We start from the raw sequence: 14703 nt of genomic DNA on the forward strand, positions 1-14703 counted from the left end.
GGCCCCTGATAAAATTAATATTTAAACTCAACACTAGCGACCACATTGCGACCAGCTTCAGCCGAGCGGTCACGTAATGCATCGATACTTCCACTTGTACTAGTAGATTTATTTAAAGTGCCTACACTTGCGTAATTCCAATAAGTTTTGTCAAAGATATTGTTTAACGACACATTGAGTTTCACATTTTTATGAATATTCCAATATGCTGATAAATCAAATACAGTGTATCCCTTCACAGGAATATAACCTGCGTTACCTGAATAGGTACTGACATCTTGGGAAGCAGTTTTACTTTCTACTGCTGTAGTGGTAAATCCAAGACCAAATACTTGGTCAGGATCATCATAAGCAAGAGATAGACTAGCCTTGCCTGGGGTTACAGAGTTTATGCCACTCTTATTGCCCTCATTATCTTTGGCATGACCTTTTGTTTTACCCGCTACTAGGGCTAAGCTAAAACCATCAGCATTATTAATAAAATGCCCTAGATCGACATGCGTAGAAAGCTCTCCCCCCCAAATTGCAGCTTGCGCCAAATTCTGTGCCTCATAACATAAAAATACGCCTGAAACTGTGCATTCAGAAGCAGGAAGTGATTTATAATCAATGAAATTATCGTATTTGGTATAGAATCCAGTTAGATCAAATTTAATTCCTTCAATTGAATCATTTCTTAGACCAACCTCAAATGCGTCACTGGTCTCTTTTTTCAAGTCTGAATTTCCAGATAAGTAATATGAAACCCCTGAAGTTGTTTGAAAATAACTTCCTAATTCTGTTGCGCTTGGAACACGGGCACCACGAGTATATTTTGCATAAGTATAATTATAAGGGGTCAACTGATAGCTTAATGATAACCCTGGTGAGACATAGTTAAAGTCTTTATCAACCACTCCCCCATAAGTTGAATTTTCTGGTTTGTATTCTTGACGTTCTACACGTAAAGAAGGAGTGAGTTTAAGATCACGCTCCCAAAGATTAAACTTCATTGTATCGGTCACATAAGCTGCATAACGATTAACCTTTGAGTCAAATAAATAAGCGCCTTGATACAAAGTCGATGAAGTCGGAGCACCATTACGCAATTCTTTTCGATTACTTGAATATTCCTTTTGATCCATTAATAGACCATATTCAAAATGATGTATGCCCAGATATTTCTCAATATCGAGCTTAATTCCTGTATTTTCTTCTTTAAAGGTGTTATTGACATCGCGATAATACGTCGTAGCCTTATAACCAGTACGGGTATCATTATGTGACTCCTGATACCAAAGCTTAGCTTTTAGCTGATCAAATAAAGCAAAATTTTGGGGTTTAAAGCGATAATCTAGGCTATATTGTTCGCGTTCAATATCCTGATGTTGTGTACCATCATTAAAAGTGATACCCGTGTAGGTCGAACCATCCATTCCACTAATATCATTTTTCTTTTTATAATAATCAGCAGTAAAACCCAATTGATTTTGTTCATTAATATCCCAGATGATACGACTTAAAATTGCATCAGATTTCCAGTCAGCAGGGAATGGTTTGGTATTAGAGTTACCCTGCATTTCATGACCATCTCGGTGTGCATAAGCAATAAGCGCTTTAAATGTATCATTTCCGACTGCGCCTGTTACCGAACTCAACCAAGCTTCATCTGCTGAGCTATAACCCACCTTAGCAGTAGCAGCTAAATTTTTACCATTCACCAGATAATCTTCTGGTGATTTGTTTTTAAATGAAACACGCCCCCCTATTCCATCCGTAGAAGCGCCTGTTGTGCCTGATTGAATATTCACCGTTTGAAACATTTCAGGTTCAATATAATCCCGGCCTGCTGCACTATTACGCATACTTGCACCTGTCCAAGTCGCAACAGTTGCATCAGCAATATCAATGCCATCGACATCTAATCCAACTCGATTACCATCGATACCTCGGATATTGTAGCTGCTCGTACCTGAACCTGCATAAAATGCACTAGCACCATTGGCTGCAAATGGTGCACTTACGAGCGGCAAATATTTCACAATACTTGCCATATCTGTCGCGCCAGTACGATCTAAATTATCTCGGCTAATCGTCGTGACTGAAGAAGGAATTTTATCTTCTTTTTCGGCATACACGGTAATCACAGAAAGCTTGGTGTAGTGATTTGAATCAGCTGTTTTACTCTCCTCCGCTGCAAATAAACCCGTTGAAATGGGTGCCATCAGCATTCCAAGACATACAGCTAAATAATGCGGTCTCAATGCAATCGAATGATTGATCTTATTTTTGGACACAGACAGATTCTGATGACAATGCATAGTCAACACCTAAATAATAGTACTAAGGATAATGATTACTATTCAATATGCCAATTTATTTAGTTTTATCCTGATAAATTGGAGGAGATAAAGAGCGAATAGATTTAAATGAGAATGATAATCAAAAATAATATTATTTGCTACAAATATTCACAGTTGATTTACATGGCGATTAATTTATGTACACCTATGCATTTAACTACTTAGAAGATAGCAGGTAAGCGTTTTATAAATGTATATATAAGCAATAAAATTGACATAAAAAAAGACCATGCAGGAGCATGGTCTGTTAAATGGTGGCTATGACGGGACTTGAACCTGTGACCCCAGCATTATGAGTGCTGTGCTCTAACCAACTGAGCTACATAGCCGAAAACTGTGCGCGCATTATCTAAAGTTATCCTAGATACGTCAAGCAAATTTTTCAAAAATTGGTGAAGTGGACCTGTAAGCCGGGTTCTGTCGAGGACGATCATTCCTCTAGGCGTACAATCACTCATACGCTCAAGCGACCTACCCGAATCCAGTACGGGCCGTACCTCAGGATTCCTATTTGGTCTTGCTTCTGGTGGGGTTTACCATGCCGTGAACTGTTACCAGACACGCGGTGCGCTCTTACCGCACCCTTTCACCCTTACCTCACGAATGAGGCGGTCTACTCTCTGCTGCACTTTCCGTCGGCTTTCACCGCCCAGGCGTTACCTGGCACCCTGCCCTGTGAAGCCCGGACTTTCCTCCCCTGCTTCAGTCACGAAGACCTCCACAGCAGCGACCGTCCAGTCCACTTCAGGAGCGCATGGTAACAAAAATTTGGACTAATTGCTCGTGCTTTTTTGATCAATTAGTTTTTGATACTTTTGCAACAACTGATCTTGGGTTTCCACATGATCAGGATCTTTAGGAATACAATCGACCGGACAAAATAACTGACATTGTGGCTCATCGAAATGCCCCACACATTCAGTACATAAGTCTGGATGGATCTCGTAAATCACCTCGCCCATAAATATTGCTTCATTGGGACAAACGGGTTCACAGACATCACAGTTGATGCATTCTTCGGTAATAATTAATGACACACTACCAGCCTTGTTGGTGCTTGCGTTCAAAGGCCTCTACCACAGCTTGTGGAACAAACTTGGCAACATCACCTCTTAAACGCGCGATTTCACGAACTAAAGTCGATGAAATAAAGGAATATTGTTCAGACGGTGTTAAAAACACCGCTTCAAAATGTGAATCAAGTTGACGGTTCATATTAGCCAACTGAAATTCATATTCAAAATCAGAAACTGCACGTAAACCACGCAATACTGCGGTAGCTTTTTGCTCACGAAAAAAATTAACCAATAATCCATCAAATCCAACAAATTCAACATTGGGCAAATGGCTTAAAGATGCTTTGGCTAATGCAACTCGCTCGTCTAAACTAAAGACAGGATTCTTATGATGTCCTATCGCAATTGCAACCACGACTTCATCAAACATTCGTGAGGCTCGAGTGACCAAATCAATGTGTCCATTGGTGATTGGGTCAAATGTACCTGGATAGATAACACGTGCTTTAGTCATCCATTTTTACTCTAGTTTATTTTCTGAGGGTTATATTCTAGCAAATCTTGATTTCTTAGCGAAGACATCCCATGAATAAGCGACCTGATTAAAATGAAAAAACTTCACCTCGGTCACTGTTTCAGGCACAATAGGCTTAACTTTGGAATTTTAAGATTATGGCGAAAGCAGTAGTAGTTAAAAAAAATAACGGCGGCACCATTGCGCAGAACAAACGCGCGCGCCACGATTATTTTATTGAAGAAAAATTTGAAGCAGGCATTGCGCTGCTTGGTTGGGAAGTAAAGTCTTTACGTGCAGGCCGTATGAGTCTGACCGAAAGTTATATTATTTTTAAAAATAACGAAGCTTATTTATTTGGTGCACAAATTCAGCCTTTGCTTTCTGCATCTACGCATATCGTTCCTGAAGCAACACGAACCCGTAAGTTGTTACTGTCACGCAGACAAATTGAACAATTGATGGGTGCAGTGAATCAAAAAGGTTATTCTTGTGTTCCTTTGGCCTGTTACTGGAAAGGTCATCTGGTCAAACTTGAAATTGCATTGGTAAAAGGTAAACAGTTACATGATAAACGTGCTACTGAAAAAGACCGTGACTGGCAACGCGACAAAGCACGTTTAATGCATAAATAAAACGCAAAAAAGCCTCATCATGAGGCTTTTTTTACTCATACGAACTCTATTTAATGCAAACGATATAAAATTCCAGCAATATATTCTCCAAACCATACTGCGGTATCTAGATCACCTTTGGGTGGCGTAATTTCAACAGGCGCATTGTCTGATTGAGTCATCAACCCCAAACAACTTGAAAGCCGATTTAAATCTGTTTCCGTATGTCCTGTTGGCATTAAGGGCAAACCTGACCACAACATGCCGTGCTGCATAGCAAAGATATTTAACTGTTGTAAAACAGCTAATTTATCACCACTTAACCCACCTGAATTAGAAAATCCTGCAGCCAGTTTTCCTTGCCAAATGCGATTCTTCCAGCGTTTAGAAGTACTATCCATAAATTTTTTAAAATCAGCTGAAACACTCCCCATATAAGTTGGTGAACCAAAAATAATGCCTTGTGCTGTATCTAACGCATCCCAGTCTATATGTTCAATCGACATCAAATGCACCTCGATACCCAAGGTTTTCGCACCTTGTGCAATATGCGAAGCAACTCTGGCTGTATGTCCGTATGGGCTATGATAAACAATACAAAGCGATTTCTTGAGCAATGACATAAATAAATTAAACTGATAGTACCTTGAAAGTTTACCACTTTTATTTCATAAAAACGAATGTCGCCATGCGTCCTGTTTTAGCATTACGCCGATAAGAATAGTAATCGCTTTGCTGACGATAGGAGCATTGATCTCCCCCCAAAATATGCTCTATGCCTTGCTGCTCTAATATGTAACGTGCAATGGCATAGAGATCAGCATAAAATTTATTCTTCTGTTTACCTTGTTCAAAGGCCATAGCCAGCTCTGGATATTTCTCACAGAATGTTTGTTTGACTTCTATACCCACTTCAAAACAGGGTTGACTAATCGCCGCACCTAACCATGCCCATGTCGCGCCACTCTGCATAGCTTCAATAGTATTTTCAATAATCCCGCCTGCCAGACCACGCCAACCTGCATGCAGATTGGCAACTTCAGTACCGTCCCGATTACCCAAAACTACAGGTAGACAATCCGCTGTCATCATCATCAAGGCATGACCTTTCGTCTGAGTCACCAGACCATCTCCTATCAATGCTTCAAAAGTAATTTGCTCATTGACTGTATCGCAAATGGTGCTATGGGTTTGGGTCATCCATGTAATTTTGTTCACATCAAACTTTGCAAACTCATTCAGCAATATCATGCGATGGTGTTGAACGCGTTCTGGATTGTCATTAACATGTAAAGCCAGATTGAATCCAGCTAGATCAGGATTAGCACTTGGTAAGGCATGCACATGCTGAATGGTCGTCTGCCCCACATAAACGCCTTGTGGTAAACCCTGTACAAAATTCATGAATGAATTCCTTTATCTAATAAGCAGCATTGTCCTGACGTAGAACCTCGACCAAATAAGTAAAATCTTCTGGCCAAGGCGCTTCAAACATCATATTTTCCTGAGTACGAGGATGAACCAATCCTAATTTAGCTGCATGTAAAGCCTGATGTTTAAAAGCACGTAATGTTATATTTAAACGCTCACTCGCACCTGCAGGAACACGCACACGATTCATATAAACTGAATCGCCCACCAGCCCATGCCCAATATAGCTAAAATGCACCCGAATCTGATGAGTTCGCCCTGTTTCAAGCTGTGCCTGTACACGGGTAAAGTTTTGAAAACGCTCCTTGACATTATAATGGGTCACCGCATCTCGCCCACCCGGTAGAATAGCCATTTTAATACGGTCAACAGGATGACGTTTAATTGGTTCATCGATAGTGCCGCCTGCGACGATATTGCCATAGACGATTAAATCATAAATTCGATAGACAGATTTATCAGCCAACTGTTTACTCAAGGAAAATTGCGCTTCGAGATTTTTGGCCACCACGAGCAAGCCGCTGGTATCTTTGTCGATTCGATGCACCAGTCCAGCTCGCGACAGTTCCGCCGATTTTGGATAATGATAGAGCAAAGCATTAACCAAAGTACCTGAGCTATTACCTGCACCAGGATGTACAACCATCCCAACAGGTTTATTAATGACCAAAATATCTGCATCTTCATAAACAATATCAAGAGGAATATTTTCAGGTTGACTGGTCGTTTGTGCTTCCAGTTCAACATTTAAAGTCAATAACTCATTGCCTTCACAACGATATTTAGGCTTAACGATATTACCATTTACCAATAAATGGCCGTCTTTCATCCATTGTTTAAGGCGTTCTCGGGAAAAGTCGCTCCAGACAGTGGCCGCGACCTGATCAATGCGTTGTCCCAGATAAGTTTCGTCAAGCTGCTCCTGCAACGATAAACGTGTTGCAGTTGTGTCAGAATTATGATTATCTGCATCCTCAGAATCTTCAAGTAGATTGAAGTCTGTTTCTGAGAGATTTGAATTAGAAGATTGTGCTGAAGTCATTTGCTCAAAGTGATAAAAGTGGTTTAATAGCGCAATTGTAGCTCATTGCCCGTATATAACAGAGGAGTTTTTATGTCGCTACCAAATTATAAGATTACCATGCTTGCCCTTTCTCTTGGCGTAGCGGCTGCAATGGTGGGTTGTAGCAGTAATCCAAAAAAAGAAGTAGTCGATACTGGGCCTAAGTCAAGTGAACTAGTTTATTTTGAAAAAGCAGAAAAGTCACTCGATCGTAAGCAATATTCTGACGCTGCAAAATCATTAGAAGCGATTGATACTTATTATCCTACAGGCCAATACGCACAACAAGCGCAGCTTGAGCTTCTGTATGTCAAATTTCAGCAAAAAGATTATGAAGGTGCTATTGCGCTAGCAGATCGTTTTATTCGTTTGAATCCCCAACATCCAAATGTAGATTATGCTTACTATGTACGTGGCGTATCGAACATGGAACTTAATTACGATAGTTTGCTACGTTATACCTCATTACAACAATCACACCGTGATGTGAGTTATTTAAAACTGGCCTATCAGAATTTTGTTGATTTTATTCGTCGTTTCCCAAGCAGCGAATATGCAGTGGATGCAGCACAACGCATGAAATACATTCAGCAAGAACTGGCTGAAAATGAAATTAATGTGGCGCGTTTTAACTTAAAACGTAAAGCATGGCTGGCAGCAGCGGAACGTGCGCAATGGGTGGTTGAACATTATCCACAAACTCCTCAAGTTCCAGAGGCACTAGCAACGTTGGCCTATGCCTATGACGAGTTAGGTGATAATGCGACGTCACAACAATATGTAGACGTGTTAAAACTCAACTATCCAGATTTAATTAAGTCGAATGGCAAAGTGAATTTACGTGCAGCTCGTCATGAAGGAAGCTGGTGGAACCGTGCCACTTTAGGTATCTTAGGTCGTGGTGCAAAAACTTCTGGTGTTGAAGAAGTAGCATCAGATCATCCTACCGAAACACGTAGTCTGACAAATCGCTTGAGTTTTGGTTTACTGGATAAACCTGAACAACATGAAGTCTCGCCTATTTCCGCACCACCAGTACAGCAAACTGTTCCGAGTATGAGTGTTGTGCCAGATACGGTCGCACCGCAAACAAATGATGATGATGCTGCCAACTAATTTTTTAGTTGTACGGTAGGGCAAGTTTATATGACTTGCCTTTTTCATTTTTAGTGCATTGAAATCATATCCATTACACTGCATCATGTAGATACCTCTGCGTAGCAAAAGCATTTTCGTCCCGATTCAGACACGGTATTTTATTATGGCGATTCCTCAACATACGATTGATCAGATTCTGGATCGTACCGATCTGGTCGAGCTGATTGGTCAACGGGTAAAGCTTAAGAAAACTGGACGCAGTTATTCGGGCTGTTGCCCATTCCATCAGGAAAAAACGCCATCTTTTCACGTGTATCGGGACAAAGGCTATTATCACTGTTTTGGCTGTCAAGCCAATGGTAATGCCATTCGTTTTCTCATGGATATTGATAGCCGTAATTTTATTGATGTCATGCAGGAGCTTTCCAGTAAAGCAGGCATTGAATTACCAAAAGATAATTTTGACAATAAAAAACTTTCGTATAAACGCACCCCACAAAAAATTGAGCCTCAAGCGATTGCGACAAACGAAAGCGTCTTGCCACCCATCCTACAACAAGACCCAAAACAGGCGTTTGCAGAGTCTCCAAATTTAGAGATTCCTGCTTATTTTGATGACCCTTTTGCCCAGTTTGATACTTCTTTTTCTAATTTTGAGGACATGCCACAAGAGGGAAATCTGTATGACTTACTTGAAAATGTAGCACAATTTTATGAACGACAACTTCCTCCTAGTAAAAAGGCACAAGCCTATTTTAAACAACGTGGCTTAACACCTGAAACCATTCAATTTTGGCGTTTGGGTTATGCGCCTGAAGATTGGCAACATTTGGAAAAAGCGTTTCCACAAGATATTGATGGTTTAAAAAAAGTTGGCTTAATTCGGTCAAGTGATAATGGCCGTGATTTTGACTTATTGCGTGAACGGGTGATTTTTCCAATTCGTGATCATAAGGGACGCGTAGTTGGCTTTGGCGGTCGAGCACTCAATGATGAAATTAAACCTAAATATATCAACTCACCTGATTCAGAAGTATTTCATAAGAATCAATTGCTCTATGGTCTTTATGAAGGCCGAAAACTTAAAGCACATGACTGGCTGATGGTTGAAGGTTATATGGATGTCATTGCATTACAACAATACGGTGTATATGGTGCAGTTGCTACACTTGGAACAGCCAGTAATGCAGATCATCTAAATACTTTATTTAAACAAAATTCGCGTATTACTATTGCTTTTGATGGGGATACCGCAGGTCAAAAAGCAGCTCGACGGACTTTAGAAATAGCACTTCCCCTCTTAAATGACGGACGTGAACTTAAATTTTTTGTCTTGCCCAATGAACACGATCCAGATTCGCTAATTCGCCGTGAAGGCTTAGAAAATTTTAATCGTTTACTGGATCAGGCTCCATTATTATCAGATTTTGTCTTTGCACACTTAACAGGACAACATGATATCTCTACCCCAGAAGGTAAAAGTCTGGTCATGGGTGAGCTTAAGGAACTTACAGAGTTATTACCCAAACATGGTTCATTTCGTTATTTGCTGACCCAATCTTTTAGGGAAAAATTGGGTTTAGGGCGTAAATGGACACCACAAATCAGCCATGATGCATCCTTATCTTTTAACATCCAGACGAAAGATGAAGATTTTGCACTGGCGATTTTGATGCACCATCCTTATTTATATATTCATTTTGAAGCCTTACGCGCCGTAATTGATTCGAATGAATTGCTAGGCAAAACTTTAGCAATTTTTGATCGAATCTTTGATGAATTACCTGATGATCAGGAATTGGCAACTTATTATGTGTTAGGAGCATGTAGTGCGTATTGCCATGAAATTGCAGACATCATGCAAAGAACTAATATCGAAAGCTTGACCCAAGCGCCCGAGACTGCGGATAAATTGGCTAAAGAATATTCACTTGGCTTACAGGAAAAATATTTACGACAAAAATTGAAAGCGCCTATTTCTCTTTTAGAGTCACGCAACTTACGTCAGCAACTCAATGAACTAACCAAGCAGATCAGTTTAAGATTATTAACTGAATCGTAATTATTTTTTTTGCTTTCGTTCTTTGGCAAAAACATCAGCCAATTCACTTTGCATCCACTCGAAATAATCAGGGCTTTCATTTTGTGCAGCTTCGCGTAATAAAATTGAAGTGGGATGCAGCATTTTCTGTGTCAAACGATGTGCGAAAGCTTGAAGCACCTTTTCTGGATTCTGTCCCGTTTTTAATGCCTCAAGCGCCAAATTCAGTTCAACCTGACTTTGCTTCTCGCCATGTTCACGATAGGCCTGTATGGTGCTGCCTGCCTGCTGTATTTTTTGCTGAGTCACCAGTTGAGTCGCCAACTGGTTGACCATAACTTCAGCTTCCACCGCGGCCTGACGACGTTGCGCCAGATTTTCATCAATCACACTTTGTAGATCATCAACGCCATACAGATAAACGCCATCCAGACTTTCGACTTTAGGATCGATATCACGCGGTACAGCCAAATCCACCAATAACATCTGTTTATAACGACGTTTTTTTAAAGCAGCGCGTACATCTTTATAGTGAATCACTTGATGTAAACTGCCAGTACAACTCGACACGACATCAGCCCGATGCAAATGATCCGCTAACTGACTAAACTCTATAATCTCGACATCGACCTGCTGAGCGATTTCCTGTGATAGGCTTTCAGCACGTTCACGACTACGATTACAGATAATAATATTTGCAACTCCCATTTCCGCAAAATGCTTCGCCACTAAACTATTCATTTCCCCTGCAGCTACCACCATTACAGTTAACTGTTCAGGATGGCTAAATACCTGCAAAGCCAGTTGAGCCACAGCATAGCCCATTGACACGGCATGACTACCAACAGCCGTTTCCGTTCTTACTCGCTTGGCTGCATAGAAAGCGTATTCAAAAATTCGATTTAAATCTGGAGATATAGTATGAGCGTCTTTAGATAGATTCAGCGCACTTTTGACCTGCCCCAAAATTTGTGGCTCACCTAACATAAGCGAATCTAGTCCACTGGCAACACGCATCAAATGTGTAACTGCCTGCGCATTTTCGTAACGATAAACATGATGAAGTAATTGTTTTACTTCAATATCATTTGATTGGGCAAGCCAGTCGAGTACCATTTCAGCATTGTCTGCAATGGCATACACCTCTGTACGATTACAGGTCGAAACCACGACCATATCATTTAAATGATGATGATCACGCTGTTCGGCAAGCAAAGCACTTAATCGCTCTGCATTAAAGGCGATTTGTTCTCTTAACTCTACGGAAGCTGTTTGATGGTTGACACCCAATGCAAAGAAGGACATATCAGATCATCATTTCGCTAAATTTATGCTATTGTGCAATAACGGTGTCATAAAAAGCATACTTAGATTACGGAAAAATGGATTACTAAAATTGCGTCAAATGAATTGCCGAATTAATGGTACGTCGATTAGACAATATTCTACCACATTCTTACTGTTAGGGAGCATGGCATCATCAGCGCATGTACGTGCTGTGACTGATTTTTATCCACTTCAACCGAATACTGAAGCCCTTAAGCAAAGTATGATTGCTGAGTTTGCACTTGCGTATGATGATATTCCTACAGCAATTCATAATTACACTGTTTTAGCGATTAAAAGCAACTCTCCTGCCATTAAACAACGCGCACTAGATATTGCACTAGAATATAATGATACGAAAGCTGCACTGGATATTGCGACCCACTGGGTGGTACAAGAGCCAGAAGATGTGCCAGCGCTATTTTATCTGGCACATATTGCGCTAAAAGCACATGAATACAAGCTAGCCGCAGATACACTCGATAAAATTTTAAATATCGATCCTAATGCAGATCTTGAACAAATTGTTGCAGGTATTGCACCTGAATCAGCATCAGATCGTGCTGACTTACTTAATATTTTAAATACAAGTAAAGAAAAGAATAACCCATCCGTATTGGCACTGATTGCAGGTTTAGAAGCACAAAACAATGATCTAGAGCAAGCACTTACCACCATTAATCGAGCCTTGCGCAAACGTCCCAAAGTCACGGGTTTTATTCTCATGAAAGCCAATTTACTCCTTGGATTAGATGATCTTGAAGGTGTTCAGGCATGGTACGCAAAATCCAGCAGGCGCCATAAGGATAATCTAGAAGTCCGTTTGGCAGAGGCACGTTTTTTAGTCAAAAATAATGAGCCAGAGCTGGCACTAGAAAAATTACAAAGTATTATCAAAGATTGGCCAGACGCGGAAGAAGCCAAGTTTATTGCAGGTTTGACCAGTATTGATTTAAAACAATATGAAAAAGCCGAACAATATCTAGTTGATTTACGTTATTCGGCCAAATATCAAAATGAAGCCTACTACTATCTGGCCGTGAATGCTGAACGCAAACAGCATTTTGAAACAGCAAAAGCCTATTATCGACTGGTAGATGGTAGTCTCTATGTCGTTTCACGCCGCAATATGGTAGCGATTTTTGAAAAACAGAATAACCTAAATGATGCCTTACGTTTTTTAACTCAAGAACGCGTCAATTATCCTCAACATGCCAGTTTTTTATATCAGGCTCAGGCTGAAATCCTCAAAAAAATGGGCAATAAAAAAGCAGCCATTCGTTTGCTGGATGAAGCCATCAAAAGTATTACAGATGATCCCGAACTAATTTATGCTGAAGTGCTGATGCTCGATCCCAATATTGATCGGGATAAACTTGATCGGGCATTAAAGCAATTGCTACAAATTGAGCCCAATAGTCCAACCTATTTAAATGCTTACGCTTATACGCTTGCCTTACAAAATCGTCGTCTGAACGAGGCCAGAGAATATGCTGAACTAGCGCTAGAATATGCACCTGAACAAGCTTCAATTCTAGATACTTTAGGCTATATCGCTTTTTTACAAAATGATTTTTCTGCAGCCGCTGACTCATTAGGTAAAGCTTATACTCTCAGTCATAACGTTAATATCGGGGTACGATTTGCAAAAGCATTGTATATGCAAGGTGATCTGGACAAATATAGTCAGGTGTTACAACAGCTAAAACAAAAGCATGCAAATGATCCACAATTACAACAACTTGATGGATTAATCTTACCGCTCAGTACCAAAAAGAGTTAATTTATGAATAAGCTTTCTCAAACCTGTCTTATTTTATGCAGTTCAAGTGTATTCTTTTTGACAGGTTGCCAGCATTTTACCCAGCCGCAACTTCCAAAGAGCACTCATGAAAGTGAAAATCAATTTAACTTACAAGGCAAAATTGGTGTACGTACCCCCCAACAATCAGGAAGTGCGTTTTTTACATGGGCACAGCAACAACAGAATTTCGATATTGAATTGACTGGGATTTTAGGCATGGGTAAAACCCAGATTCAGGGGCAAAATGGTAAAGTCACGCTGAATAGCGCAAAAACTGGCCTCATCACAGCATCCTCGCCCGAAGAATTACTCGAACGTGCAACAGGATGGCAAGCACCAATTACTCATATTATTAGCTGGGTACAAGCCAGACCAGCAACGACACAAGCACAGACCTCTCAAGATTCAACTGGTCGAATCAATCATATTGAGGAAGATGGCTGGAATGTTGATCTAAGCTATGACGCTGAACAAAAACTACCGAACAAACTTATTTTAAACCAAATGCTTGAAGATCATAAAGAAAATCGTATTACAATGGTCATTCAAAATCGTTAAGCCAAGTTAATATTATGATTCGGGTTCCCTCTCCTGCCAAACTCAATTTGTTTCTGCATATAACAGGTCGCCGTGCAGACGGCTACCATGAATTGCAAACCATTTTTGAACTGATTGATTTGTATGACTGGATGAGTTTTGAATCGAAAACTGATTTGGCAATATATATAGCTGGACTGGAGCAAATCGATCTAAAAAATAATCTGATTTATCGGGCAGCAGAAATATTAAAGCCCTATGCAAAAAAAATATGTGGCCTGAATATTCAAATTGAGAAAAACATTCCTATGGGTGCAGGATTAGGTGGAGGTTCATCCAATGCTGCTACTACACTTATCGTGCTCAATCAGCTCTGGCAATGCGGGTTAAATATTCAACAATTGGCTCAACTTGGACTACAGTTAGGTGCCGATGTTCCTGTGTTCATCCATGGGCAAAATGCATGGGCGGAAGGCATAGGTGAACGTTTATCATTCATAGACTTAGCTCAAAAACAATACATTATTTTAAAACCTGATTGTTTTATCAGCACTCAACTACTTTTTTCGCAAAAAACATTGACAAGAGATTCTAAGACTACTACATTTTGCGCCTATCAGTTAAAGCCATCCAGCTTTGGAAATAACTTTGAGCCAGTCGCAAGAAGTCTATATCCACAAGTTGATGAAGCAATGCATTATTTAGATCAATTTGGTCCAGCAAAGCTTACAGGAACAGGTGCTTGTGTTTTTACTGAGATCAATGATGAAATGAATGTTGTTGAAATTGTTGCAAATGCACCATGTAAGGCTTACGTGGTAAAAAGTTTACAACGATCTCCACTATATAATTTTCAGCTTTGAAGATAGGGGCGTCGCCAAGTGGTAAGGCACCGGGTTTTGATCTCGGCATCCGTT

Annotated in this window: 13 protein-coding genes, 1 tRNA gene and 1 other RNA gene; 6 read left to right on the forward strand and 9 right to left on the reverse strand. The window is 40.3% G+C overall.

Features of this window, described 5'->3' with window-relative positions:
* Positions 1-14 precede the first annotated feature (14 nt).
* The 5 genes from IAE19_RS08355 to coaD form a co-directional block, all read right to left on the reverse strand.
* The gene (locus tag IAE19_RS08355; RefSeq protein WP_200460478.1) at positions 15-2300 is read right to left on the reverse strand and encodes a TonB-dependent hemoglobin/transferrin/lactoferrin family receptor; all 2286 of its coding nucleotides are present in this window, start codon (positions 2298-2300) and stop codon (positions 15-17) included.
* Positions 2301-2594: 294 nt separating this feature from the next.
* Positions 2595-2671 (reverse strand) — tRNA-Met (locus IAE19_RS08360).
* Between the two features lie 61 nt (positions 2672-2732).
* An RNA gene (gene rnpB / locus IAE19_RS08365) (RNase P RNA component class A) lies at positions 2733-3088 on the reverse strand.
* A 27-nt stretch (positions 3089-3115) separates the two neighbouring features.
* A complete protein-coding gene (locus IAE19_RS08370; protein ID WP_200460479.1) occupies positions 3116-3379 on the reverse strand; it encodes a YfhL family 4Fe-4S dicluster ferredoxin in 264 nt (87 codons plus the stop codon).
* Between the two features lies 1 nt (position 3380).
* On the reverse strand, positions 3381-3872 hold the full coding sequence (gene coaD / locus IAE19_RS08375) for a pantetheine-phosphate adenylyltransferase (RefSeq protein WP_200460480.1): 492 nt from the start codon (positions 3870-3872) through the stop codon (positions 3381-3383).
* A gap of 158 nt (positions 3873-4030) precedes the next feature.
* On the opposite strand from coaD, the gene smpB reads away from it, so the two are divergent.
* Entirely contained in the window at positions 4031-4507 is a 477-nt protein-coding gene (smpB, locus tag IAE19_RS08380) for an SsrA-binding protein SmpB (protein ID WP_200460481.1), read from the forward strand.
* A gap of 50 nt (positions 4508-4557) precedes the next feature.
* Here smpB and IAE19_RS08385 read toward each other — a convergent pair whose 3' ends face one another.
* The 3 genes from IAE19_RS08385 to rluD are packed head-to-tail and all read right to left on the reverse strand — an operon-like array spanning position 4558 to position 6959.
* A complete protein-coding gene (locus tag IAE19_RS08385) occupies positions 4558-5109 on the reverse strand; it encodes a flavodoxin family protein (RefSeq protein ID WP_200460482.1) in 552 nt (183 codons plus the stop codon).
* A gap of 40 nt (positions 5110-5149) precedes the next feature.
* Positions 5150-5890 carry a peptidoglycan editing factor PgeF gene (pgeF, locus tag IAE19_RS08390; protein ID WP_200460483.1) on the reverse strand — a complete coding sequence of 247 codons (741 nt, stop codon included), beginning with the start codon at positions 5888-5890 and terminating at the stop codon, positions 5150-5152.
* A gap of 16 nt (positions 5891-5906) precedes the next feature.
* Positions 5907-6959: a 23S rRNA pseudouridine(1911/1915/1917) synthase RluD gene (rluD, locus tag IAE19_RS08395; RefSeq protein ID WP_200460484.1), complete on the reverse strand. Its 1053-nt coding sequence runs from the start codon at positions 6957-6959 to the stop codon at positions 5907-5909.
* Between the two features lie 72 nt (positions 6960-7031).
* On the opposite strand from rluD, the gene IAE19_RS08400 reads away from it, so the two are divergent.
* Both IAE19_RS08400 and IAE19_RS08405 read left to right on the forward strand, forming a co-directional pair.
* Complete coding sequence (locus IAE19_RS08400) at positions 7032-8096, forward strand: outer membrane protein assembly factor BamD (RefSeq protein ID WP_200460485.1); 1065 nt, start codon at positions 7032-7034, stop codon at positions 8094-8096.
* Positions 8097-8241: 145 nt separating this feature from the next.
* Positions 8242-10140 (forward strand): DNA primase, encoded by a 1899-nt coding sequence (locus IAE19_RS08405; protein WP_200460486.1) that lies wholly within the window; start codon positions 8242-8244, stop codon positions 10138-10140.
* On the opposite strand, the gene hemA is transcribed toward IAE19_RS08405, so the two are convergent.
* A complete protein-coding gene (gene hemA, locus IAE19_RS08410) occupies positions 10141-11424 on the reverse strand; it encodes a glutamyl-tRNA reductase (protein ID WP_200460487.1) in 1284 nt (427 codons plus the stop codon). It lies immediately after the preceding gene.
* A 100-nt stretch (positions 11425-11524) separates the two neighbouring features.
* On the opposite strand from hemA, the gene IAE19_RS08415 reads away from it, so the two are divergent.
* Genes IAE19_RS08415 through ispE form a run of 3 tightly spaced genes read left to right on the forward strand, consistent with a single transcriptional unit; the run spans position 11525 to position 14649 of the window.
* Positions 11525-13228, forward strand: coding sequence for a tetratricopeptide repeat protein (locus IAE19_RS08415; RefSeq protein ID WP_200460503.1), 1704 nt, complete (start codon positions 11525-11527; stop codon positions 13226-13228).
* 3 nt (positions 13229-13231) lie between these two features.
* Positions 13232-13807, forward strand: coding sequence for a lipoprotein insertase outer membrane protein LolB (gene lolB, locus IAE19_RS08420; protein WP_200460488.1), 576 nt, complete (start codon positions 13232-13234; stop codon positions 13805-13807).
* Between the two features lie 14 nt (positions 13808-13821).
* Positions 13822-14649, forward strand: coding sequence for a 4-(cytidine 5'-diphospho)-2-C-methyl-D-erythritol kinase (ispE, locus tag IAE19_RS08425; RefSeq protein ID WP_200460489.1), 828 nt, complete (start codon positions 13822-13824; stop codon positions 14647-14649).
* The last annotated feature ends 54 nt before the right edge of the window (positions 14650-14703 follow it).

This window comes from Acinetobacter sp. S40 (assembly GCF_016624705.1).
GTDB lineage: Bacteria > Pseudomonadota > Gammaproteobacteria > Pseudomonadales > Moraxellaceae > Acinetobacter.

Excerpts from the sequence above, each read along its gene's own strand:
- IAE19_RS08400 (WP_200460485.1), top strand. The coding sequence starts at position 7,032 with ATGTCGCTACCAAATTATAAGATTACCATGCTTGCCCTTTCTCTTGGC.
- IAE19_RS08415 (WP_200460503.1), top strand. The coding sequence starts at position 11,525 with ATGAATTGCCGAATTAATGGTACGTCGATTAGACAATATTCTACCACA.
- IAE19_RS08405 (WP_200460486.1), top strand. The coding sequence starts at position 8,242 with ATGGCGATTCCTCAACATACGATTGATCAGATTCTGGATCGTACCGAT.
- pgeF (WP_200460483.1), bottom strand. The coding sequence starts at position 5,890 with ATGAATTTTGTACAGGGTTTACCACAAGGCGTTTATGTGGGGCAGACG.
- rluD (WP_200460484.1), bottom strand. The coding sequence starts at position 6,959 with ATGACTTCAGCACAATCTTCTAATTCAAATCTCTCAGAAACAGACTTC.
- IAE19_RS08355 (WP_200460478.1), bottom strand. The coding sequence starts at position 2,300 with ATGCATTGTCATCAGAATCTGTCTGTGTCCAAAAATAAGATCAATCAT.
- ispE (WP_200460489.1), top strand. The coding sequence starts at position 13,822 with ATGATTCGGGTTCCCTCTCCTGCCAAACTCAATTTGTTTCTGCATATA.
- IAE19_RS08385 (WP_200460482.1), bottom strand. The coding sequence starts at position 5,109 with ATGTCATTGCTCAAGAAATCGCTTTGTATTGTTTATCATAGCCCATAC.
- smpB (WP_200460481.1), top strand. The coding sequence starts at position 4,031 with ATGGCGAAAGCAGTAGTAGTTAAAAAAAATAACGGCGGCACCATTGCG.
- lolB (WP_200460488.1), top strand. The coding sequence starts at position 13,232 with ATGAATAAGCTTTCTCAAACCTGTCTTATTTTATGCAGTTCAAGTGTA.
- hemA (WP_200460487.1), bottom strand. The coding sequence starts at position 11,424 with ATGTCCTTCTTTGCATTGGGTGTCAACCATCAAACAGCTTCCGTAGAG.
- coaD (WP_200460480.1), bottom strand. The coding sequence starts at position 3,872 with ATGACTAAAGCACGTGTTATCTATCCAGGTACATTTGACCCAATCACC.